Source organism: Salinicola endophyticus, from assembly GCF_003206575.1.
GTDB classification, from domain to species: domain Bacteria; phylum Pseudomonadota; class Gammaproteobacteria; order Pseudomonadales; family Halomonadaceae; genus Salinicola; species Salinicola endophyticus.
Genome location: NZ_PZJO01000009.1, coordinates 41,464 through 63,768, shown reverse-complemented (window position 1 = coordinate 63,768; position 22,305 = coordinate 41,464). Strand labels below are relative to the sequence as shown.

Sequence of the window (22,305 nt, the reverse complement as noted above, 5' to 3'; positions counted from 1 at the left end):
TTGCGCGATCTCAGGTGTTGCGCAGGTACCAGCGGTACTCCAGGGCGCTGATCGCCTGGCGCGAGAGCTCGTATTCGGCGCGCCGGTTGGCGTGGTAGACCCGATGGAAGGTCTCGCCGAAGCTGTCGATGAAGACCTCGCTCTCGAGCCAGGCATCCAGCGCCTGGGGCCAGCTGATCGGCAGGCTCGGCTCGACCTGCTCGTAGGCGTTGCCGGTGATCGGCGCCGGCGGCGTCAGTTCATGCGCCATGCCGTGCTCGATCCCGGCGAGCAGGGCGGCCACCAGCAGATAGGGGTTGGCGTCGGCACCGGCGACCCGGTGTTCGATGCGCCGCGCCCGCGGAGAGCCCGAGGGAATGCGCAGTGCCACCGAGCGGTTGTCGTAGCCCCAGGTGGGGGCCATCGGCACGTAGAGGCTGGGCTGGAAGCGCCTGTAGGAGTTGAGATTGGGGGCGAAGATCGCCATCGAGGCCGGCATCAGTTCGGCCAGGCCGGCGATCGCATGGCGCAGCAGCGGGCTGCCCAGATCTCCGCCGTCGGCGGTGGCGAAGACGTTATTGCCAGCGGCGTCGAGCAGGCTGATATGCACGTGGGTGCCGTTGCCCGCTTCCTGGCTGTACGGCTTGGCCATGAAAGTGGCCTCGAAGCCGTGGCGGATCGCCACGCCCTTGATCAGGCGCTTGAGCATCACCGCCTCGTCGCAGGCGCGCAGTGCATCGGCGTGGTGCAGCAGGTTGACCTCGAACTGCCCCGGCGCGCACTCCTTGAGCGCGGTATCGATCGGCAGGCGTTGGGCCTGCGCGGCCAGGGTGATGTCCTCGAGGAAGTCGGCGTACTCGTCCAGCTCGATCACCGAGTAGAGCTGGCTCTGGCTGGCGCGCTCGCCGGTGGCCGGAGAGCGCGGCGGCTGCGGGGCACCGACGCTGTCGCGCTCGCGGTCGATCAGATAGAACTCCAGCTCCACTGCGATCACCGGCGTCAGCGCCAGCGCCGAGAAGCGTGCCAGCAGGCGCTTGAGCAACTGGCGCGGATCGCAGGCGAAGGGCGTGCCATCGTCCTCCTCCATGGTCATCAGCATCTGCGCCTGATTGTGGTGCTTGGCCCAGGGCGTGGTGACCAGGGTGCCGGCCACCGGGCTGCAGGTACGATCGCCGTCGCCGGAGGCCAGCCCCAGGCCGGTCTCCTCGATGGTGTTACCGCAGACGTCGAGGGCGAACACCGAGGCCGGCAGGCGCATGCCGGCCTCGAGCACGCCGACCACGTTGTCGCGCGGCACGCGCTTGCCGCGGAGCACGCCGTTGAGGTCGCTGATCAGCAGGTCGACGCTCTGCACCTCGGGGTGCTGGGCCAGGAAATCCTGGGCTTCCTGGAGACGCTCTGGGTCGCACATGGGGGCACACAATGAGGTGGTGGGATCTCTTCGTTATTCCAAATGGGCCCGCCGTTGTCAAATCCGTTACCGAATATTTTACGCCGGTGTAGCGTTTGGAATGCGCCATTCGTTACGCCAATGCCTAGGCTAGGCGGTGCGAAGCTGGTGGTATCCGAGAAGAGTCCGGGGAGAGTGGACAGGGTGGGCATTATTCTTGACAGGGCCAAGGCGAAGGGCCGGTCGCCAAACGGGGCGAAGGGCTGGTCGCCAAACGGGGCGAAGGGCTGGTCGCCAAAAAGGCACTGGCCGCGGAGAAGCGCTGGTCGTCGGGAGTATGGCCAGCGTCTGCCCAGGCATCCGGCCTGGACAGACGCGCCGTGATCAGTGCCGCTCGGGTGGCGCTGATCACGGCGTGCGGATCAGACGGTGAAGTCGGGCAGCTTGCGTGCGACCCGCACCTTCTCCAGCTTGGCCACCTTGGGCAGGCCGTTCTCGAACGGCGGGAAGTCCTCGCCCTGGATCAGCGGGGAGAGATAGCGGCGTCCGGCCTCGCTGATATGCAGGCCATCCTCGCTGATGTAATCCCGCGGCATGAACTTCTCGTGGTTGGCGATCTGGGCCAGCGGTGCTGCCTCGATCTGCCACTCATAGGGGGCCTCGGAGACGCGCTTGATCGCCGGCATCATCGCATTCTGCCCGTCCAGCGCCAGCTCCACCGCCACCTTGCCCACGGCGTAGGCCTGCTCGACGTCGGTGCGGGAGGCGATATGGCGTGCGGCACGCTGCAGGTAGTCGGCCACCGCCCAGTGGTACTTGTAGCCGAGGTCTGCCTTGACCATCCCGGCCAGGGTCGGCGCCACGCCACCGAGCTGCTTGTGACCGAAGGCATCGGTGCTGCCGGCATCGGCGAGGAAGGTGCCATCGGCGTACTGGGCGCCTTCGGAGATCACGATCACGCAGAAGCCGTGGCGCTTCACCGCCTCATCGATGCGGGCCATGACCGCGGCGCGGTCGAAGGCGATCTCGGGGAAGATGATCACGTGCGGCGCCTGTTCGGCACTCTCGCCGGCCAGGGCGCCGGCGGCCGCGATCCAGCCGGCGTGACGACCCATGACCTCGAAGATGAAGACCTTGGTCGAGGTGGCGCACATCGATTCGATGTCGAGCGCCGCTTCGCGGGTGGAGGTGGCGACATACTTGGCCACACTGCCGAAACCGGGGGAGTTGTCGGTGATCGGCAGGTCGTTGTCGACCGTCTTGGGCACATGGATGGCGGTGAGCGGATAGCCCATCTTCTCGGAGAGTTGCGACACCTTGAGGCAGGTATCGGCGCTGTCGCCGCCGCCGTTATAGAAGAAGTAACGGATATCGTGGGCCTTGAACACCTCGATCAGTCGCTCGTACTCGGCGCGATGGCTCTCGATCGATTTCAGCTTGTAGCGGCAGGAGCCGAAGGCGCCGCCCGGGGTGTGACGCAGGGCGGCGATGGCCTCGTCGCTCTCCTGATTGGTGTCGATCAGATCTTCGGTGAGGGCACCGATGATGCCGTTATGGCCGGCATAGACGTGCCCGATGCGGTCGGCATGGCGGCGGCAGGCTTCGATCACACCACAGGCGCTGGCGTTGATGACGGCGGTGACGCCACCGGACTGGGCGTAAAAGGCATTGTGCTTGGCCATATCGGCTCTCATCTCCTGGGATTGGAATCTCACACACGGCGTCGCGTCGGTCTGGTCGGACGCAGTGGGGCGGCGACATCCATGGCGCCGCCGGTGCGCGCCGTGTGACGCCCCGCGGTGGCGGGCGCAGCGCGGCCGCGATGGGCGAGTGTCGGGGGTGCGAGTCACGGTTGCGCGGCCAAGCATAGCCGAAAGGCCAATGGCTGTTAATACGAGGCGCTGGTCACCACGGCGGTCATTTTTTTGAGCCGCCCGGTGTTGGCGTCTATCAGGGGCGCGTCAGGGGGAGGATGAGAGACGGGGAACCACGGATGCCGGGAGTGCGCTCGCGGCCGTGGGTCGGGGCTCTGTGGTCCACCCGTCGACGGCGTGCTAGGCTCGCCGCTTCGTCATCGCGGCCCTATGCGGCCGCCGTCTGGCGGGGCGCGACACGACAAGCCCCCGCCAAGCCTAAATCGTCCCGAGGGAGAGGGCATGCACGTTCACGTTCTGGGCATCTGCGGCACTTTCATGGGTAGCCTGGCACGCCTGGCCAAGGCGCTCGGGCACCGGGTGACCGGCTCCGACGCCAATGTCTATCCGCCGATGAGTCACCAACTGGAAGATGCCGGTATCCAGCTGATTGAGGGTTACCGCGCCGACAACCTGATCCCGAGGCCGGATCTGGTGGTCGTCGGCAACGCCCTGTCCCGCGGCAATCCGGAAGTCGAGGCGCTGCTCAACGCACGTATCCCCTATGTTTCCGGGCCCCAGTGGCTGGCCCAGTATGTGCTTGGCGGGCGCCCGGTGGTGGCCGTAGCCGGTACCCACGGCAAGACCACCACGGCCAGCCTGCTGGCATGGATTCTCGAATCAGCCGGGCTCGAGCCGGGCTTTCTGATCGGTGGTGTGCCGCGTAACTTCGGCGTCTCCTCGCGGCTGGGGGGCGCCGGGGCGCCCTTCGTGATCGAGGCCGACGAGTACGATACGGCCTTCTTCGACAAGCGTTCGAAGTTCGTGCACTACCATCCGGATGTCGCCGTTCTCAACAATCTCGAGTTCGACCACGCGGACATCTTCGAGGACCTGGCGGCGATAGAGCGCCAGTTCCACCATTTCGTGCGCACCGTGCCCGGCGATGGGCGGCTGATCGTGGCCGCCGGTGAGCCCGCCCTGGAGCGGGTGCTGGCGCGCGGCTGCTGGACCCCGGTGGAGCGGATCGGCACGCTGCCGGAGAGCGTCTGGCGTCTGGCGCTGGATGCTGACGATAGCCGCGCCTTCGCCCTCGAGCATGCCGGTGAGCGCTACCCGGTGAGCTGGGCGATGAGCGGCAGCCACAACGCCGCCAATGCCGCCGCTGCGGTGGCAGCGGCGAGCCATGTCGGGGTGGCACCGGCAGATGCATGCCGCGCGCTGGCCGATTTCCTGGCGCCCAAGCGGCGCCAGGAGTTGCGCGGCAGCGTCGCTGGCATCCAGGTGATCGACGACTTCGCCCATCACCCCACGGCGATCGCGCTGACGCTCGAGGGGCTGGCGCGGGACCATCACGGCGGCCGGTTGCTGGCGGTGATCGAGCCACGTTCCAACACCATGCGCCAGGGCACCATGAAGTCACGTCTGGCCGCTAGCGTGGCCTTGGCCGAGGCGGTCTGGTGGTATCAGCCGCCGGGGCTGGACTGGTCGCTGAGCGAGGTGGTGGCGGGGCATGCCGGTAGCCATGTGGTGACCGACCTCGATGCACTGATTGGCGAGGTAGTGGCTGCGGCGCGCCCGGGCGATCGCATCGTGGTGATGTCCAACGGTGGTTTCGGCGGTATTCACGCCAAGCTGCTCGCGGCGCTGGAGGTACAGCATGCAGAGTGACGCCTCACGCGGCGGGCCGATTGCGGTGGCGCTGACCGGCGCCTCAGGGGCCCAGTACGGGTTGCGCCTGATCGAGTGCCTGGCCGCCGCCGGCCAGCCGCTCTATGTGATGATCTCCAAGGCCGCGCACCGGGTGATCGCGATCGAGAGCGATCTCGAGCTGCCGGCCCAGCCGGAGCGTCTGGCCGCGGCGCTGAGCGAGCGCTTCGGCGCAGAAGCGGGGCAGATTCGCTGCTTCGGGCGCGAGGATTGGCTGGCGCCGGTGGCTTCCGGTTCCGGCGACTGGCGCGCGCTGGTGGTCTGCCCCTGCTCCACCGGCACGCTGTCGGCGATCGCCTGCGGGGCCAGTGACAACCTGATCGAGCGGGCCGCGGACGTGGCGCTCAAGGAGCGCCGCCCGCTGCTCCTGGTGCCGCGGGAGATGCCGCTGTCGCAGATCCATCTCGAGAACATGCTGACGCTGACGCGCATGGGGGCGGTCGTCATGCCGGCCTCGCCGGGGTTCTATCATCGCCCGCAGAGCGTCGCCGACATGGTCGACTTCGTGGTCGCTCGGGTGCTCGGCCAGCTCGGCATTCCCCAGCGCCTGATGCCCAGCTGGGGCGAGTAGGCCGCCTCTTATACCGGCGGGAACAGCAGCACGCGCCCCGTCTCCAGCAGCAGCGACGCCAGCGCCAGCCAGGGCCAGGGCGGCATCTCCAGGTCCTGACGCTGCCAGCGCTGGTAGCTGATGCGGGTCAGTGCGCACACGATCAGACCCAGCAGGGCACCACCGATCAGATCGCTGGCCCAGTGCACCCCGATCACCAGCCGCGACAGCGCCATGGGCGTGCAGACCAGAATACCGGCCCAGTAGGCGTAGGCGCGGTAGCGCAGTGGCATGACCTGGGCGGCGAAGGCGGCGGTCAGCCCCACCACCACCACGCTGGTGGAGGTATGGGCGCTGGGGTAGGACATCGAACCGGTGAGATAGTCCGGCGTGTCCGGCCGTGCGCGTCCCGCCAGCGCCTTGAACAGGGTGTTGGTCACCGCCACCGCGATCAGTGCACCGGCCAGATGCAGCAGTGCGGCGAAACGCCGTGCCCAGGCCAGCCATAACAGCCACGGTGCCATCAGCAGCGTGATGCCGAGTGCGTCACCGATCTTGGCCAGTGTCTCGCTGGTGCCCAGCAGCCACTGATGCTGCAGCATCGCCGCCAGGGCCTGGATCTGGCGATCCATCGGCAGCGGGCCGTTGTGGATCAGCACCCAGCTGGTCCAGGCGACCAGCGCAATCAGGCTGGTCAGCAGCAGCGAGAGCGACGCCAGCGGGAACTCGTTGGCCGGTGGCGGCGAACGCAGTGCCCGCCACAGACGCCCGAAGGTCGGGTGGCGCTGCTGGTAGCCCTCGAGCCAGCGGTGCAGGCGGCCTTGTCCACCCAGTTGGTAGCGGAACCAGGAGAACAGCACGCCCAGGGCCAGCAGCGAGAGCGACAGCACGAGCAGCCAGTGCTCGGCCTCCGGCGGCAGCTTCATCAGCTCGCTCCAGGAGCGTCCCAGCCAGTAGCCCGGCAGTAGATAGACCGGCGCCCAGAGGCACGCCGAGAGTGCGTTGACCAGCGCGAAGCGCCGGTTCGGCATCGACAGCATGCCCGCCACCAACGGCACGAATGGCCGCACCGGGCCGACGAAGCGGCCGATCACCACCGACAGTGTGCCGTGGCGCTGGAAGAAGTCGATACCACCTTCGAGCCACTCCGGGTGGCGGTCGAGTGGCCACCAGCCGGGAATGCGTGTGCGCTGCGAGCGCCCCAGCCAGAAACTCAGGTTGTCACCGGCGAACGCGCCCAGGGTGCCTGCGATCAGCACCAGCGTGATCGACATGTCGGCGTGCCCGGCGAGGCTGGCGGCGGCGCCCAGCAGGACCACGCCGGGCACGACGATACCCACCACCGCCAGCGATTCGAGCAGCGCCACGGCGGCGATGATCAGCAGCAGTAGGGTGGGCGATGGGGAGAGCGAGTAGAGCCAGTGGGTGAAATTCAAGCGAGCGGTTCCAGCAGTTTGGTGGCGGCGTTGTCGAGCCGGGTCAGGAAGTGCGCGGTTGCCTCGCCGTGCTGAAGCATGCAGACACGGCTGAAGCTCTCCAGGGGGCCGGTTTCGGGGCGCGATATGGTGGCCACGGTGGCGGCCAGGCGGCGGGCGGCGGCCAGGGCGCCACTCTCGCCGGCATTGGGCAGTATCAGGCAGAAAACGTTCTCGCGGTACTCACCCAGCAGGTCGCTATGGCGGCTGTCGTTGACCACCGCGTGGCTGAAGGCATGGGAGAGCGCTTCGCGCAGCTCGGTGCCGAACTGATCGTCGGCCTGGTCGAGCTGGGGGACGTAGAGAACCAGTACGCTGAGCGGGCGGCCGAGCGCGTGTGCCCGTGCGACCTCGATCGCCAGACTGCGTTGCAGAGCCTGACGCGGAAGCTTGGGATCCCGGCGCCACTGTGGCAGGCGCAGCGCCCGGCGGCGGCGGGCATCCAGGCTGCTCAATACCAGCGCGGCGCTGAGCGCCAGCCACCAGCCCATGCTGAGGGTGAGCAGCGACACGTGAGTGCCGCCCAGGAGTAGCGTCCAGGCGGGGACCAGGGCGACATTGAGCAGTACCGCCAGGGGCAGCGACAGCACCAGCAGGCTGACCACCGCCGGCAGCCCCAGCCACAGCATGCCATTGGCGCAGCCGGGTGCCTCGATGGCGAACAGGGTCAGCGCCCCGACCAGCATCAGGTAGTCGGCCAGGGCTGGGCGCAGTCGGCCCAGCCACTGCAGCGGCAGCGACACCAGCAGCCCGCAGGCGAGCAAAGCCGGGGGCAGGATCAGATCGTAGTGGCGCATCAGGTAGTGCCACAGCGCCAGCCCGGTGAACATCGCCAGCGCCAGCAGTTGGGCGGCAAGCTTGTAGCGGCTTATGGCCATGGCTGCGCCTCACGACGGGGGGCTGCACGTCTGGGGCGGTAGCGCGCAAAGCGGTCGCCGAGCTGCGCCAGCGGCGTATGCGATACGATGCGATGGGGCGCGATGGCATGCTGCAGCTGATGGCGGCGCTGCTCCGCCAGCTTGGCGTCGTTGGCCACCAGCAGTACCGCGATGCCGTAATCGTTGAGCCGGTAGGCGCGCTCGTAGAGCGCCAGCTGGTCATATAGCAGTCGGCTGAGCTCCTGCATGTCACTGGGCGTGGAGTGGGCGCAGCCGAATATTACCACTTCGCCGTAGAGCGATTCGCGCTCCACCCGGCGCTGTTCGTGACGCGCGTCGGTGTCCAGCATTGCCGGCGGCAGTAGCCACTGAGCGCCCTCGCGATTGAGCAGCGGCTTGGCCCGCAGGCGCTGCTCCTGGGCCAGAAGCCAGACGATGACCAATGAGGTCGCGGCCAACAGCGTGGCCGGCAGCGAGAAATGCTGGGCGATGTAGCCCACGCCGATGACGAAGGCGGCCAGGTTGAGCGCGAGCCCCATGCGCCCCCTCAACGGATGCAGGCACAGCGGCAGCACCCATATCCAGGGCAGGGTCGTCGGATGGCCGGTGGCGAGTAGCGCCACGGCCAGCGCGGCGGCGGCGGGGGCGATCCAGAACGCGCTGCGCGCGCCGCAGGCGAGCGTGGCAAGCAGTGCCACGGCACCGCCCCAGGCGATCAGCCGCACGCTTCCCTCGGAGAACGTGCCCGTGGCGGCGGCGGCTACCACGCAGGCGAGAATCAGCGCCCTTGTCCCGGGGCTTTTGTACTTGCTTGGCATGGTGGCTTATATTGGGCCGATGGTCCTGTGTGGCTCGGAATGCCGTCTGGCCTCTGCGCAGACGACAGGCGGCATGGCGCTGGCCAGAAGGCGGTCTCGCGCGGCCGCCGTCCCGGCGGGGCGACGGCCTCCGTTCTGGGTGGCGCGCTGGGCTGACCGGCCCCGAACGGAGTCTACGCTTCAACTATCGCACGGGCTGTCACTGACCGTACACTGCGAATCACGATTCGAGACAAACTCTTGCCTGCAGCGGTTGCGGCCTGCCGAGCGCCGCCAGGCCTGCGTCGGGCGTGGCACGCCGGGGCGTCCGCGACCCTGATGCCATCGCTGTCCGGCACCCTTGAAGAGATACCACGCCATGTCACACTCCGCGACCGATAGCGTCGACGACATCCCGCTTTACATGCAGCGGCTCGGGGCCCGTGCCCGTGCTGCGAGCACCGCGCTCCGCGCTCTCGACAGCGGGCGCAAGAATGCCGCGCTGACGGCCATCGTCGCGCGGCTCGATGCTGCACGTCCGGCGCTCGCCAGCGCCAATGCCGCTGACCTCGAGCGCGGCCGCGCGCGCGGGCTCAGCGAGCCGCTGCTCGACCGCCTGGCACTGACGCCGGCGCGCATCGACGCCATGCTCGCAGGTGCCAGTCAGGTCGCGGCGCTGCCCGACCCGGTGGGCGAGATCGATGGTCTGCGCTACCAGCCCAGCGGTATCCAGGTGGGGCAGATGCGGGTGCCGCTCGGGGTGGTCGGGATCATCTACGAGTCGCGCCCCAACGTGACGCTGGAAGCGGCCAGCCTGTGCCTGAAGTCCGGTAACGCCTGTATTCTGCGCGGTGGCTCCGAGGCCGCCGCCAGCAACGCCGCGATCGCCGCCTGTATTCGTGACGGCCTGCGCGATGCCGGTGTGAGTGAAGACGCGGTGCAGGTGGTCGAAACCACCGACCGCGCGGCAGTGGGTGAGCTGATCCGGCTCACCGCCAGCGTCGACGTGATCATTCCCCGCGGCGGCAAGTCGCTGATCGCGCGGATCGCCGAAGAGGCCACGGTGCCGGTGATCAAGCACCTCGATGGCGTCTGCCACGTCTATATCGATGCCGCCGCCGACAGCGACAAGGCGGTGGCGATCGCCGACAACGCCAAGACCCAGCGCTACTCGCCGTGCAACGCCATGGAAACGCTGCTGGTTCACGTCGAGGCGGCGCCGCAGGTGCTGCCGCGGCTGGCCGCGATCTACCGCGACAAGGGCGTGGAAATGCGCGGTTGTCCGCTGACCCGGGAGTGGATCGCCGACGCCGTGGCCGCCGACGAGACGGACTGGGATGCCGAGTATCTGGCGCCGATCATTGCCATCCGCGTGGTCGAGGATTTCGAGCAGGCAGTGGCCCATATCAATCGCCATGGTTCCCAGCATACCGATGCCATTGTCACCGAGAGCGTGACGCTGGCGCGACGCTTTCTTGCCGAGGTCGACTCGAGTTCGGTCCTGGTCAACGCCTCGACCCGCTTCGCCGACGGCTTCGAGTATGGCCTGGGTGCCGAGATCGGCATCTCGACCAACAAGCTGCATGCCCGCGGCCCGGTGGGGCTGGAAGGACTGACCACCCGCAAGTACGTGGTATTCGGCGATGGCCATGTGCGCCAGTGATGGCGGCGTGAGCGGCCGGGCGCCGCGCATCGCGATGCTCGGGGGCACCTTCGATCCGGTGCATCTGGGGCATCTACGTAGCGCGGTCGAGTTGCGCGAGGCGCTGGCGCTGGACCGGGTGCACATGATTCCGGTCCATGTGCCGCCCCATCGTGCCGCGCCCGGTATCGCCGCTGGCGATCGCCTGGCGATGCTCGCCGCGGGTATCGGCGACACCCCGGGGCTGCTGGCGGACGATCGCGAGATACGGCGCAGCGGCCACTCCTTCTCGGTGGATACCCTGGCCTCGCTGCGCGCCGAGTATGGCGAGCAGGCCCGCCTGGTGATGGCGGTGGGGCATGATGCCTTCCTCGGCCTGCCGCAGTGGCATCAGTACGAGCGGCTGTTGTCACTGGCGCATGTGGTAGTGCTCGACCGGCCCGACCACGCCGCGCCGCTGGCCCCCGAGCTGGCCGCGCTGATCGCCGGGCGCGAAGTCGCGACCGCCGAGGCGCTGATGGTGGCGCCCGCGGGCGGGGTGCTACGGCTCAGCCTGCCCAGCCGCATGGCGATTGCGGCCACCGAAGTACGCCGTCGGCTGCAGCGTGGGCAGAGCGTGCGCTATCTGCTGGCCGAGGCGACCGAGCGCTATATCGCCGCCCAGGGGCTCTATCGCGAGTCGACCGCTGGTGCTGACGAGAGCTGATCCGCGGCGCTAACGAGAGGTGAAGAGTGGCGCCGGCGTCTCATCGGAGTAGAATGCGCGTTTCCCTGAATTCGGGGCAGCGATTCCCAAACGAGGAGCTATGCAGACAGATTCTCTCAAATCGTTAGTCGTCGAGGCGCTGGAGGAGTTGAAGGCGCGCGACGTGGTCGAGCTCGACGTCGCCGCGTTGACCAGCGTGACCGACGTCATGGTGGTGGCCTGCGGCACCTCTTCGCGTCATGTCTCGGCGCTGGCCGGCAACGTGATCGAGAAGGCCAAGGAGGCCGGTGTGCGTCCCCTGGGTGTCGAAGGGCAGCAGGGCGGCGACTGGGTGCTGGTCGACCTGGGCGATGTCGTCGCCCATGTGATGATGCCGGAGACCCGGCAACTCTACGATCTCGAGCGGCTGTGGTCCGATCTACCCGTCGATCGTCAGCAGGGAGCCAGCCACGGCGAGCGGCACGAGTCGCACGGATGAAGGTGCGGCTGCTGGCGGTGGGCACGCGCATGCCGGCCTGGGTCGAGGCGGGTGTCGAGGAGTACCGCAAGCGGCTGCCGCGGGAGATGCCGGTGGAGATCGTCGAGATCGTCCCCGGTGCGCGCGGCAAGAATGCCGACATCGCCCGGGCGATCCAGAGCGAAGGCGACCGCATGCTGGAAAAATTGCGCGATCAGGAACATGTCGTCGCGCTCGAGGTCAAAGGCTCGGCGTGGACCACCGAGCAGCTGTCGCAGCGGCTCGATGACTGGCGCCAGGGCGGGCAGGACGTGGCGTTGCTGATCGGCGGCCCCGACGGTCTCGATCCCCGCCTCAGCGCCCGCGCGCGCCAGTCGTGGTCACTCTCGGCACTGACGCTACCGCACCCGCTGGTGCGGGTACTGCTGGCCGAGCAGCTCTATCGTGCCTGGACATTGCTCGCCGGGCACCCGTATCACCGTTGAGTCAGAGAGTCAGTCGCTTGCCGTTATTCGACGCCCCGCAAAGCTGCGCCCCTCGCGGGCCGAATCCCGCCCTGACCCGGCGACGTCATGCGTAAGCGCCGCGAGCGAGTCAAGGATCACGAGCAGGAAGTCCGCGTCTTCCGCAACCGCTCTCTGGTCGCCGCGGCGCTGATCGTGCTGATGGCCGGCGCCCTGGTGTCACGGCTGTTCTATCTGCAGGTGATGGAGCACGATGTCTTCATCACCCGCTCCGACAACAACCGCATGCGCGTCGAGCCGTTGCCGCCGCGGCGCGGCCTGATCTACGACCGCAACGGCCAGCTGCTGGCGGAGAATCGCCCCACCTACAACCTCACCATCGTGCGCGAGCGGGTCGATGACCTCGATGCCACACTCGATCGTCTGGTGCAGATCCTCGGCCTGCCCGAGGACGAGGTCGAGACCTTCCGCGAGCGCTCGCTGCAGCGTCAGCGGCCGTATCAGCCGGCACTGCTGATGAGCGACCTCACCGAGGATCAGATCGCTCGCCTGGCGGTCAATCGCTATCTGCTCAGTGGCGTCGAGGTCGAGGCGCAGCTGATGCGCTACTACCCCGATCCGATCGTGATGTCCCACGTGCTCGGCTACGTCGGCCGGATCAACGCCGAGGAGCTCTCCGGGCTCGATCCGGGCAATTACGCCGGCACCCACTTCATCGGCAAGACCGGCGTCGAGTATACCTACGAGGATCAGCTCCACGGCAAGGCGGGGCTGCGCAAGGTCGAGACCAACGCCCGCGGGCGCGTGCTGCGCGAGCTCGACCGTGAGCCGCCGGTACCGGGCAAGGATCTCACCCTGACCATCGATAGCCGTCTGCAGCATCTGGCCTACGATCTGCTCGGCGGCCGCCGCGGCGCCATTGTCGCCATTCAGCCCAAGACCGGAGACATCCTGGCGATGGTCTCGGCCCCCGGGTTCGATATCAACAAGTTCGTCACCGGTATCTCCTACGCCGACTACCGTGCGCTGCAGGACGATATCGACCTGCCGCTCTACAATCGCGCCGCCCGTGGCCAGTATCCGCCGGGCTCCACGGTCAAGCCGTTCGAGGCGCTGGCGGCGTTGCAGAATCGGGTCGTCGATGCCAACGACATCGTCTATGACCCCGGCTACTTCCAACTGCCCAACGACACACGGCGCTACCACAACTGGCTGCGCTGGGGGCACGGACGGGTCGATCTGCGCCGGGCGATCGAGGTCTCCAACAACACTTATTTCTATACCATGGCCTACCGCCTGGGCATCGACCGGCTGTCGTCGTTCATGCACGAATTCGGCTTCGGCGAAGTCAACTCGCTGGATGTCCAGGGCGCGCTGCCGGGGTTGATGCCGTCGCGGGAGTGGAAGCGCGAGAAGTACAACCAGCCCTGGTTCCCGGGGGAGACGCTCTCCGCCGGCATTGGTCAGGGCTATTTCATGGCCACGCCCCTGCAGCTGGCGGCGGCGACCGCGACGCTCGCCAATCATGGCCACTGGGTGCGTCCGCACCTGGCCGAGCGGATCGGTGATCAGCCGGTGAAACCACCGTTTCCCGACACCAAGCCCGACGTGCAGGTCGACAAGACGCAGTGGTGGAACGACGTCTATGAAGGCATGGAAGAGGTCATGAGTGGCCGCGAGGGCACGGCACGCAAGGCCGGGGCCGGCCTCGAATACACCATGGCGGGCAAGACCGGTACCGCGCAGGTCTTCTCGCTGGGGCAGAACCAGAAGTACAACGCCAGCGAGCTGGCCGAACGCCTGCGCGACCACGCGCTGTTCATCGGCTTCGCGCCGGTGGACGATCCGCAGATCGCGGTGGCGGTGATCGTCGAGAATGCCGGCGGCGGGGTGTCGGGGCTCGGCCGCGAGCTCACCGACGCCTGGCTGCTGCCCAAGAGCGAGCTGAAAGACCGGCCCGATGCCACCGTTCCTGAAGAGGTCGAGAGTCTCGATGGCGATTGATTTCCAACGCAGTGCGCCGACGCACGGCGCGCGGGTCGGGCGCAAGCGCTCGCTGTGGCTGCGGCTCCACCTCGACCCCTGGCTGCTGTCTATCCTGCTGCTGCTGATCGCCTTCGGCCTGGTGGTGCTCTACAGCGCCAGCGGCATGTCGGCACAGACCACCATGGCTCAGGCGATCCGTATGGGCATCGCGCTGATCGGGGCGGTGGTGATCGCCCAGTTCTCGCCGGCGACGCTCTATCGCTGGACCCCGCTGGCCTATGGCTTGGGGCTATTGATGCTGATCGCGGTGGAGATCATGGGCGATATCGGCATGGGGGCGCAGCGCTGGCTGGAGATCGGCCCGCTGCGCTTCCAGCCCTCGGAGCTGATGAAGATCGCCATGCCGATGATGCTGGCGGCCTATCTGCACCGCCGGCCGCTGCCGCCATCGTGGCGCGATCTGCTGGTGTGCGGTGTGATCATCGCGGTACCGGTACTGTTGATCGCGCGCCAGCCGGACCTGGGCACCTCGATGTTGGTGACCGCCGCGGCGGTGTTCGTGATCCTGCTGGCGGGGCTGTCGTGGCGCTTCATCCTGAGCCTGGCAGTGATGGCGGGTGCGGCGATGCCGCTGCTCTGGCTCAACATGCACAACTATCAGCGCCAACGGGTGCTGACCTTTCTCAACCCCGAGAGCGACCCGCTGGGCGCCGGCTGGAACATCATCCAGTCGAAGACCGCCATCGGCAGTGGCGGTCTCGAGGGCAAGGGCTGGGGGCTGGGAACCCAGTCACAGCTGGAGTTTCTGCCCGAGCGCCACACCGACTTCATTGTCGCGGTACTGGGCGAAGAGTTCGGGCTGATCGGCATGGCGACCATCCTGGTGCTCTATCTGCTGCTGGTGTCGCGCGGGCTGGTGATGGCCAACCAGGCCCAGGACACCTACGGCCGTCTGCTCGCCGGCAGTATCGTGCTGACGTTCTTCATCTACGTTTTCGTCAATATCGGCATGGTCAGCGGTATCCTGCCGGTGGTCGGGGTGCCGCTGCCGCTGGTCAGCTATGGCGGGACCTCCGGCGTGACCTTGATGGCCGGTTTCGGTATTCTCATGTCGATTCACACGCACCGCCGCCTGCTCAAGCATTGAGCGTTGTGGCGGGCTGTAGCAGGGAGCACTGGCGCATGGCGCTGCGTTGGAAACAGGGAAGGGTGGTCCGAGCACTGGCCTTGATAGTGGGGATGGCGAGTGCCGGGACGGCGCTGGCAGAGACCGATTTCGATCCGGCGACGCATCCCCAGGTGCGCGCCATGCTCGATACCTTGAGTGCGCGTGGGCTGTCGCAGCAGCAGCTCGATGAGGCCATGCGCGACGCTGTCTACCGGCCGCAGGTGCTGCAGGCCATGAGTCATGCCGCCGAGCACCGGCTGCGTTGGGATCAGTACCGCGATATCTTCATCCAGCCCGATCGCGTGGCCCAGGGGGTGGCATTCCTCCAGCAGCACCGCGAGGCATTGGCGCGTGCCCAGCGTGAGTACGGCGTGCCGCCGGAGGTGATCGTGGCGATTCTCGGTGTCGAGACCCGCTACGGTGAGCACAAGGGCAGCCATCGGGTGCTCGATTCGCTCTCCACGCTGGCCTTTCACCACCCGACCCGTGGCGACTTCTTTCGCCGTGAGCTGATGGCATTTCTGACCATCACCCTGGGGCAGGGCGTCGATCCCGCCTCGCGCTACGGCTCCTATGCCGGCGCCATGGGCTATCCGCAGTTCATCCCCACCAGCTATCAGGCCTATGCGGTCGACTTCGATGGTGATGGGCTCAAGGATCTGTGGAACGACCCCACCGATGCCATTGGCAGCATCGGCAACTATTTCAGCGAACACGGCTGGCGCCGCGGTCAGGCGGTGCTGGTCGAGGCCAGCGGTCCGGCGACGCCGCCGGCTCAGCTTGCGTTCAATCAGACCGAACCGCCGGCGACCCGGGTCTCCGCGCTGGCGGCGGCGGGCATTCGGCCCACCGCGGGCTCGCTCGCGCCCGACGACAAGGTGATGCCGCTGGTACTGGACTACGCCGATGGGCATGTCCGTTACGTACTCGGACTCGACAACTTCTACGTCATCACCCGTTACAACCACAGCCATCTCTACGCCATGGCAGTGGCCACCCTGGCGCAGCGTATCCAGCTTGCGCTGGAGGCGGCAGGGACGTGAGACGACTGTGGCTGATGCTGGCCGCCGCGCTGCTGGTCGGCGGCTGTGCCGGCGGCCCGGGTGCCGGCGGCGGGCGCTACGCGGCGAGTCAGGACGGCTATCCCGACGCTCCGCGGGACGTTTCTAAAGTGCCGGACGCGGTGCCCAAGGTGGAGCCGCGCTCGCGCAGCGGCAATCGTTCGACCTACCGCGTATGGGGCAAGACCTACCATGTGCTCAGTGACCCCAGAGGCTATGTCGCCGAGGGGCGGGCGTCTTTCTACGGTACCAAGTTCCAGGGCTACGATACCGCCAGCGGCGAGCCCTACGACATGTACAAGATGTCGGCGGCGCATCGCTCGCTGCCGCTGCCGACCTATGCCCGGGTGACCAATCTGGACAACGGGCGCCAGGTGATCGTGCGCATCAACGACCGTGGACCCTTCCACGACGATCGCCTGATCGATCTCTCCTATGCCGCGGCGGCACGGCTGGATATTCTGGGCCACGGCACCGGGCGGGTGCGGGTCGAGGCGATCGATCCGGTAGCCTGGGCGAAAAACCATGGTGGCGGTCGCTCGGGTGGCCGGGTCGCCGCCGCGCCGGCCCCCTCCGCGCGGGCGGAGAGCGCCGCGCAGACCTCGCCGGCGGCGCCCCGGCGCAATGACGCCGCGCGCATCGATGCGCTGATGAATACCGCCGGCCGTGCGACTTCCCCTGATCACGTCGGTGCCAACGATGCCGGCACCAACGCCGCCAGCGCCGCCCCCGGCCCGGTGACGCGGCCTGATGTGTCGCATGTGACGCGCGGCATACGCTATCTACAGGTCGCTGCGCTGGGCTCGCGGGACAAGGCCCTGGCGCTCCAGTCGAGGTTGCAAGGCTTGCTGTCGCAGCCGGTGCGCATCGACAATAGCGCCTCTCTCTATCGCGTTCAGGTCGGCCCGATCGATGACCTGGCATCCCTGGAAACCGTTCGGGCAACCTTGAGTGACGCCGGCTTCGGTCAGACGTTCGTGGTGTCGCCCACCCAGTAACCTTCGTTCAACGAGAATTCGATTGTCATGAAAGCGCTGTTCACTTCGTCTCTTCCCCGCTGGGTCCTCTCGGCGTCGCTCTGCCTGGGGCTGCTCACCTCCCCGGCAGGCGCACAGCAGCAACCCACCCCGGACAGTCAGATGCCCGAGGGCAGCAATCCGCAGCCCGAGCAGATGATCCCCTCGCCGCCGGATCTCGCCGCCTCCTCCTGGGTGCTGATGGATGCCACCACCGGCCAGCTGCTGGTCAATCACAACGGTGATCAGCGCCTGCCGCCGGCCAGCCTGACCAAGATGATGACTGCCTATATCGTCGAGCAGGAGATCGAGCGCGGCAATATCCACGACGATGACATGGTCAGCGTCAGCGAGAACGCCTGGCGTACCGGCGGGTCGCGCATGTTCATCCGCGAAGGCACCCAGGTCAGCGTCAAGAATCTGCTCCACGGCGTGGTGATCCAGTCGGGCAACGACGCCAGCGTGGCGCTCTCCGAGTACATCGCCGGCAGCGAGTCGGCGTTCGCCGATCTGATGAATCAGCAGGCGCAGCGCATGGGGATGAAGAACTCGCACTTCATGAACCCGACCGGCCTGCCCCACGAGCAGCACTACTCCTCGGCCCACGATCTCGCGATCCTGGCCCGCCACATCATTGAAGACTATCCCGACCACTACAAGGTCTACTCGCAGAAGTACTTCACCTACAACGACATTCGTCAGCCCAACCGTAACCGCTTGCTGTGGCGCGACCCTGACGTCGACGGCCTCAAGACCGGTCACACCGAGGCGGCCGGCTTCTGCCTGGTGGCCTCTGCCAAGAAGCAGGACACGCGCCTGATCGCGGTGGTGATGGGAACCCAGTCCGACGAGGCGCGTGCGGCCGAGACCCAGCGACTGCTCAACTACGGCTTCCGTTTCTATCAGACGCGCAAGCTCTACGACGCCGGCTCGGTGCTCAACCAGGCGCGCGTCTGGGGTGGTGCCCAGGATACGGTGCGTCTGGGCGTGCAGCACGAAGTGAGCATGACCGTGCCGCGTGGCAGTGCCGACAATCTGACCGCACGTCTCAATATCCCCGAGACGCTGCACGCGCCGATCCAGGCGGGGCAGCAGATCGGTACGCTGGAGATCAAGTCCGGCGACGAGGTGTTGGGCCAGGAGCCGCTGGTGGCGCTGGAAGGGGTCAAAGAGGGCAGTATCTTCAAGCGCGTGTGGGACAGCATCGTGCTGTTCGTCACCGGCCTGTTCAACTGATCCACGTCACCTGACGCCCGCCGCGGCACGCCGGCTCGATCCGGCGGCCGCGGCGGGCGTGTTGGTGAGCGCGGCGTTCTTGCGTAGAATGGGCGGAAATCGCAGCCGGTTCGAAACTCGATGACACAGACCCCCGATAACGTCGATCTGCCGCGACCCAAGATCGAATTCCCATGTGACTATCCCATTCGCGTCGTCGGTGACGCCGCCGAGGATTTCGTCGCCGCCATCGGCGAGGTGATCGCACGCCACTCGCCGGGCTTCGACAGTTCGGCGATCACGCTGTCGGATAGCCGCAACGGCCGCTTCCAGTCTGCGCGGGCAGTGATCCGGGCGACCAGCGAGGCGCAGCTCAATGCGCTGTTCGAGGAGCTCAAGGCGACCGGCCGCGTGCATATGGTGCTGTGAGCGCCATGGTCGAGCTGGAACTCTATCGTCTGGGGCTTTCGCCTTATCGCCCGGTGTGGGAGGCGATGTCTCGCTTCACCGATACCCGCGATGGCGCGAGTGCCGATCAGCTGTGGCTGGTGCAGCACGAGCCGGTCTTCACCCAGGGCCGGGCGGGCAAGCCCGAACACCTGCTGATGCCGGGAGACATCCCGGTGGTGGCCAGTGATCGCGGTGGCCAGGTGACCTACCATGGCCCGGGTCAGATCGTGCTCTATCCGCTGCTCGACGTGCGCCGACTGGGCGTCGGGGTGCGCGAGCTGGTGAGCCTGCTGGAGCAGTCGGTGATCGATCTGCTCGCCGTTCACGGCATCAGCGCGCAGGCGCGGGCCGATGCCCCCGGCGTCTATGTCGGCGCGCGCAAGATCGCATCGCTGGGACTGCGCATTCGGCGCGGCTGCAGCTTTCACGGCGTCGCGCTCAATGTCGACATGGATCTGACACCGTTCTCGCGTATCAATCCATGCGGTTACGCCGGGCTCGAGATGACCCAGCTGCGCGACCTCGGTGTCGCGGCGCCGGATCTCGACGCGGAAGCCACCCGTCTCGCCGGCTGCTTCGCTGCGCGTCTCGGTGCCACCCTGGTCGAGCGCGCGGGTCGACCGGCGGCCCTGACATCAGACGCGGTGGCCTGAGCGGCATCGCCAGGGCGCGAAAGACGCCGCCCGAACTCAACGAATCATCAGGATGGGACTTATGACCGAGACCACCGTCATGCAAACGCCCGAGTCGAAAAAGCCGGGGCGTGTCGAGCGCGGCGTCAAGCTGCGCGGCGCAGAGAAGGTCGCGCGCATCCCCGTCAAGGTCATCCCGACCGAGACGCTGCCCAAGAAGCCCGACTGGCTGCGCGTGCGCATGCCGGTCTCGCCCCAGGTCACCCATATCAAGCAGACGTTGCGCAAGCACGGCCTGCACACGGTGTGCGAGGAGGCCTCGTGCCCCAACCTGGGCGAGTGCTTCAGCGGCGGTACCGCGACCTTCATGATCATGGGCGACATCTGCACCCGGCGCTGCCCGTTCTGCGACGTTGCCCACGGGCGCCCCAATGCGCTCAACGACAAGGAGCCGCGCGAGCTGGCCGAGGCGATCGCCGAGATGGGCCTCAACTACGTGGTGGTGACCTCGGTGGATCGTGACGACCTGCGTGACGGCGGTGCCCAGCACTTCGCCGACTGTATCCGCGAGATTCGCCGCGACAGCCCCGAGATCGAGATCGAGGTGCTGGTGCCCGACTTCCGCGGGCGCATGCAGGTGGCGCTGGACATCCTCGAAGGGGAGGCGCCGGACGTCTTCAACCACAACCTGGAGACGGTGCCGTCGCTCTACCGCAAGGTGCGTCCCGGTGCCGACTACCAGTGGTCGCTGGATCTGCTCAAGGGTTACAAGGCGCGTCGTCCGGAGGTGATGACCAAGTCCGGGCTGATGCTCGGCGTCGGCGAGACCGACGAGCAGGTGATCGAAGTGATGCGCGATCTGCGTGCCCACGACGTCGACATGCTCACCCTGGGGCAGTACATGCAGCCGTCGCGCAACCACCTGCCGGTGGATCGCTGGGTCCATCCGAGCACCTTCGACTGGTTCGCCGAGCAGGGCAGGGCGATGGGCTTCACCCATGTCGCCTCGGGGCCGCTGGTGCGCTCTTCCTATCACGCCGACAAGCAGGCCCACGGGGTCGAAGTGAAGTGAGTTTGCGGTGAGGCCGGCGCGTTCATGTATCGCGCTGGTCTCCATGCCCCTCCGGGCGTGGGCCGCAAGACAACCGGGACGCGGCCGCTGGAACCGGCGCCGCGCCTTTCGGCGGCGTGCCGCCGCGTTCGCAGAGGTCCTGACATGATTGCTCCCTCATCTCCCGACAACGAACAGGCGCGCCTGGCCTCGCTGCACAAGCTCGAGCTGCTGGACACCCAGGCCGACAACGGCTTCGACCGCCTGACCGAACTGGCTACGCGCATCTTCGACGTGCCGATGTCGATGATCACCCTGGTCGACGAGGATCGGCAGTGGTTCAAGTCGCGTCAGGGTCTGAGCGTGTGCGAGACGCCGCGCCGTATCTCCTTCTGTGGGCACGTGGTGGCCGATGGTGTGCCGCTGGTGATCCACAACGCGCTGAAGGATGCGCGCTTCGCCGACAACCCGCTGGTGCTCGGCGCACCGTTCATCCGCTTCTATGCCGGCTATCCCCTGTTCGTCGAATCGGGGGCGTGCATCGGTACGCTGTGCCTGATCGGCACGCTGCCGCGTGCCTTCGACGAAGGCGACATGGATCGCCTGCGCCTGATGGCGGCACTCGCCGAGGAGTTGGTGTCGCTGCACGTGCTGCGCGTGCAGATGGCCCGGGGCGACGCCTGAGGCCGCGCCGGGGGCGATCTTTCGATCTCGTTGAGTGGTTATGGTGCGGCGCCCGCCAAGACTGACCTGGCGCCGTTCAGATCGCCCCCAGGCCTTTCTTTCGGGCCGAGCCTACGCCGTTCAGGCGTCGGCGCTGGGCAGACACACCAGGGTCGGGGTGTCGATCGGCGTCATCGGGGCGCGGAAGTGGGCATTGAGCTCCGGCAGCAGTTCGCGCACGAAACGCAAAAACAGCTCCGTCACCGGTGTGGGATAGCGATCCTTGGGGTAGACGGTGCACCATGAGCGGCGTAGCGGGAAGCCCGGCAGGGTAGGGCTGGCGAGCAGGTTCGAGGCGAGCTCGAGCTGTACCGACAGGCGCGGCAGCACCGCCACCCCGAGGTGCGCCATCACCCCCTGCTTGATCGCCTCGTTGGTCCCCAGCTCGATGGTGTGATGCAGCGAGATGCGCTCGCGGGCGGCGAAATCCTCGAACGCCGTGCGCGCGCCTGATCCCGGTTCGCGCATCAGGATATAGTGGCGCGCGAAATCCTCCAGCGTCGGCCGTTCGGCGGTCACCAGCGGATGCCCCGGCCACACCACCGGGATCAGTTCGTTGTCCAGAATCGGCATGAACACCAGGTTCGGGTCATCCGGCACCATCCCCATGATCACCAGATCGTCGCGCCGTTCGGCGAGTCGCTCCAACGCCTGCACCCGATTGCACACCCGCAGCCGCACCTGCACCTCCGGATAGCGCGCGCGAAAGCGCGCCAGGATGTGCGGCACCACGTACTGCGCGGTGGAGACCGCTGCCAGATTGAGCTCCCCGCGAATCGTTCCCGCCAGTTCCGACAGCTCCATCTGCAGACTCGACACCTGACCGAAGATCGACTGCACCGAGGCCGAGAGTGCATCCGCCGCCGGCAGCACGTGCAGCGTCTTGCCGGCGTACTTGAACAGTGGCTGGCCCAGCGCCTGCTCGAGTTGACGAATCTGCGCGCTCACCGCGGGCTGAGTCAGACCCAGCTGCTCGGCGGCCCGCGAGTAGGACTGCTGCCGATGCACGGCCTGAAACACCTGGAGCTGCCGGAATGTCAGGCGATTGAGCAGGTTGGGGCGCGACATGATGAACGTCCTCGCGGTCAGGTATAAGGTCTAG

Annotated in this window: 21 protein-coding genes; 15 read left to right on the top strand and 6 right to left on the bottom strand. The window is 67.2% G+C overall.

Annotation, left to right across the window (positions count from 1 at the left end; genetic code table 11):
- Window positions 1-10: 10 nt before the first annotated feature.
- Entirely contained in the window at window positions 11-1,390 is a 1,380-nt protein-coding gene (locus DOM66_RS16520; protein WP_110676743.1) for a glutamine synthetase family protein, read from the bottom strand.
- Between the two features lie 401 nt (window positions 1,391-1,791).
- On the bottom strand, window positions 1,792-3,051 hold the full coding sequence (locus DOM66_RS16515) for a 6-phosphofructokinase (protein WP_110690917.1): 1,260 nt from the start codon (window positions 3,049-3,051) through the stop codon (window positions 1,792-1,794).
- Window positions 3,052-3,525: 474 nt separating this feature from the next.
- Here DOM66_RS16515 and mpl point away from each other — a divergent pair, with 474 nt between their 5' ends.
- Both mpl and DOM66_RS16505 read left to right on the top strand, forming a co-directional pair.
- Complete coding sequence (gene mpl / locus DOM66_RS16510; protein ID WP_110676740.1) at window positions 3,526-4,893, top strand: UDP-N-acetylmuramate:L-alanyl-gamma-D-glutamyl-meso-diaminopimelate ligase; 1,368 nt, start codon at window positions 3,526-3,528, stop codon at window positions 4,891-4,893.
- Window positions 4,883-5,503: a flavin prenyltransferase UbiX gene (locus tag DOM66_RS16505; protein ID WP_110690916.1), complete on the top strand. Its 621-nt coding sequence runs from the start codon at window positions 4,883-4,885 to the stop codon at window positions 5,501-5,503. The genes mpl and DOM66_RS16505 overlap by 11 nt, the downstream gene beginning before the upstream one ends.
- A gap of 8 nt (window positions 5,504-5,511) precedes the next feature.
- On the opposite strand, the gene DOM66_RS16500 is transcribed toward DOM66_RS16505, so the two are convergent.
- Genes DOM66_RS16500 through DOM66_RS16490 form a run of 3 tightly spaced genes read right to left on the bottom strand, consistent with a single transcriptional unit; the run spans window position 5,512 to window position 8,653 of the window.
- Window positions 5,512-6,918 (bottom strand): bifunctional DedA family/phosphatase PAP2 family protein, encoded by a 1,407-nt coding sequence (locus DOM66_RS16500; protein WP_110690915.1) that lies wholly within the window; start codon window positions 6,916-6,918, stop codon window positions 5,512-5,514.
- Window positions 6,915-7,835, bottom strand: coding sequence for a diguanylate cyclase domain-containing protein (locus DOM66_RS16495; protein ID WP_110676734.1), 921 nt, complete (start codon window positions 7,833-7,835; stop codon window positions 6,915-6,917). Before DOM66_RS16495 ends, DOM66_RS16500 begins: the two co-directional genes overlap by 4 nt.
- Complete coding sequence (locus DOM66_RS16490) at window positions 7,826-8,653, bottom strand: hypothetical protein (protein WP_157959082.1); 828 nt, start codon at window positions 8,651-8,653, stop codon at window positions 7,826-7,828. Before DOM66_RS16490 ends, DOM66_RS16495 begins: the two co-directional genes overlap by 10 nt.
- A 358-nt stretch (window positions 8,654-9,011) precedes the next feature.
- Here DOM66_RS16490 and DOM66_RS16485 point away from each other — a divergent pair, with 358 nt between their 5' ends.
- The 13 genes from DOM66_RS16485 to DOM66_RS16425 all read left to right on the top strand — a co-directional run bounded on the left by DOM66_RS16485 (window position 9,012) and on the right by DOM66_RS16425 (window position 21,164).
- Complete coding sequence (locus tag DOM66_RS16485) at window positions 9,012-10,295, top strand: glutamate-5-semialdehyde dehydrogenase (protein ID WP_110676730.1); 1,284 nt, start codon at window positions 9,012-9,014, stop codon at window positions 10,293-10,295.
- On the top strand, window positions 10,282-10,980 hold the full coding sequence (gene nadD, locus DOM66_RS16480; protein WP_110690969.1) for a nicotinate-nucleotide adenylyltransferase: 699 nt from the start codon (window positions 10,282-10,284) through the stop codon (window positions 10,978-10,980). The genes DOM66_RS16485 and nadD overlap by 14 nt, the downstream gene beginning before the upstream one ends.
- Window positions 10,981-11,080: 100 nt before the next feature.
- On the top strand, window positions 11,081-11,458 hold the full coding sequence (gene rsfS / locus DOM66_RS16475) for a ribosome silencing factor (protein ID WP_110676728.1): 378 nt from the start codon (window positions 11,081-11,083) through the stop codon (window positions 11,456-11,458).
- Window positions 11,455-11,922, top strand: a complete 468-nt coding sequence (gene rlmH / locus DOM66_RS16470) for a 23S rRNA (pseudouridine(1915)-N(3))-methyltransferase RlmH (RefSeq protein WP_110690913.1) — start codon at window positions 11,455-11,457, stop codon at window positions 11,920-11,922. Before rsfS ends, rlmH begins: the two co-directional genes overlap by 4 nt.
- A gap of 87 nt (window positions 11,923-12,009) precedes the next feature.
- The gene (gene mrdA / locus DOM66_RS16465; RefSeq protein ID WP_110690912.1) at window positions 12,010-13,905 is read left to right on the top strand and encodes a penicillin-binding protein 2; all 1,896 of its coding nucleotides are present in this window, start codon (window positions 12,010-12,012) and stop codon (window positions 13,903-13,905) included.
- On the top strand, window positions 13,895-15,034 hold the full coding sequence (gene rodA / locus DOM66_RS16460) for a rod shape-determining protein RodA (RefSeq protein WP_110676723.1): 1,140 nt from the start codon (window positions 13,895-13,897) through the stop codon (window positions 15,032-15,034). Before mrdA ends, rodA begins: the two co-directional genes overlap by 11 nt.
- A 35-nt stretch (window positions 15,035-15,069) precedes the next feature.
- On the top strand, window positions 15,070-16,098 hold the full coding sequence (gene mltB, locus DOM66_RS16455) for a lytic murein transglycosylase B (RefSeq protein ID WP_110676721.1): 1,029 nt from the start codon (window positions 15,070-15,072) through the stop codon (window positions 16,096-16,098).
- Window positions 16,095-17,114 carry a septal ring lytic transglycosylase RlpA family protein gene (locus DOM66_RS16450; protein WP_188115207.1) on the top strand — a complete coding sequence of 340 codons (1,020 nt, stop codon included), beginning with the start codon at window positions 16,095-16,097 and terminating at the stop codon, window positions 17,112-17,114. Before mltB ends, DOM66_RS16450 begins: the two co-directional genes overlap by 4 nt.
- A 27-nt stretch (window positions 17,115-17,141) precedes the next feature.
- Window positions 17,142-18,368 carry a D-alanyl-D-alanine carboxypeptidase family protein gene (locus tag DOM66_RS16445; RefSeq protein WP_110676718.1) on the top strand — a complete coding sequence of 409 codons (1,227 nt, stop codon included), beginning with the start codon at window positions 17,142-17,144 and terminating at the stop codon, window positions 18,366-18,368.
- A gap of 120 nt (window positions 18,369-18,488) precedes the next feature.
- Window positions 18,489-18,776, top strand: a complete 288-nt coding sequence (locus DOM66_RS16440; protein WP_110676716.1) for an HP0495 family protein — start codon at window positions 18,489-18,491, stop codon at window positions 18,774-18,776.
- 5 nt (window positions 18,777-18,781) lie between these two features.
- Window positions 18,782-19,450 carry a lipoyl(octanoyl) transferase LipB gene (gene lipB / locus DOM66_RS16435; RefSeq protein ID WP_110690968.1) on the top strand — a complete coding sequence of 223 codons (669 nt, stop codon included), beginning with the start codon at window positions 18,782-18,784 and terminating at the stop codon, window positions 19,448-19,450.
- A 61-nt stretch (window positions 19,451-19,511) separates the two neighbouring features.
- Window positions 19,512-20,501, top strand: coding sequence for a lipoyl synthase (lipA, locus tag DOM66_RS16430; protein WP_198651809.1), 990 nt, complete (start codon window positions 19,512-19,514; stop codon window positions 20,499-20,501).
- A 144-nt stretch (window positions 20,502-20,645) separates the two neighbouring features.
- Window positions 20,646-21,164, top strand: coding sequence for a GAF domain-containing protein (locus DOM66_RS16425; RefSeq protein WP_110676714.1), 519 nt, complete (start codon window positions 20,646-20,648; stop codon window positions 21,162-21,164).
- Between the two features lie 120 nt (window positions 21,165-21,284).
- On the opposite strand, the gene DOM66_RS16420 is transcribed toward DOM66_RS16425, so the two are convergent.
- Window positions 21,285-22,271, bottom strand: coding sequence for a LysR family transcriptional regulator (locus DOM66_RS16420; protein WP_110676712.1), 987 nt, complete (start codon window positions 22,269-22,271; stop codon window positions 21,285-21,287).
- Window positions 22,272-22,305: the final 34 nt, after the last annotated feature.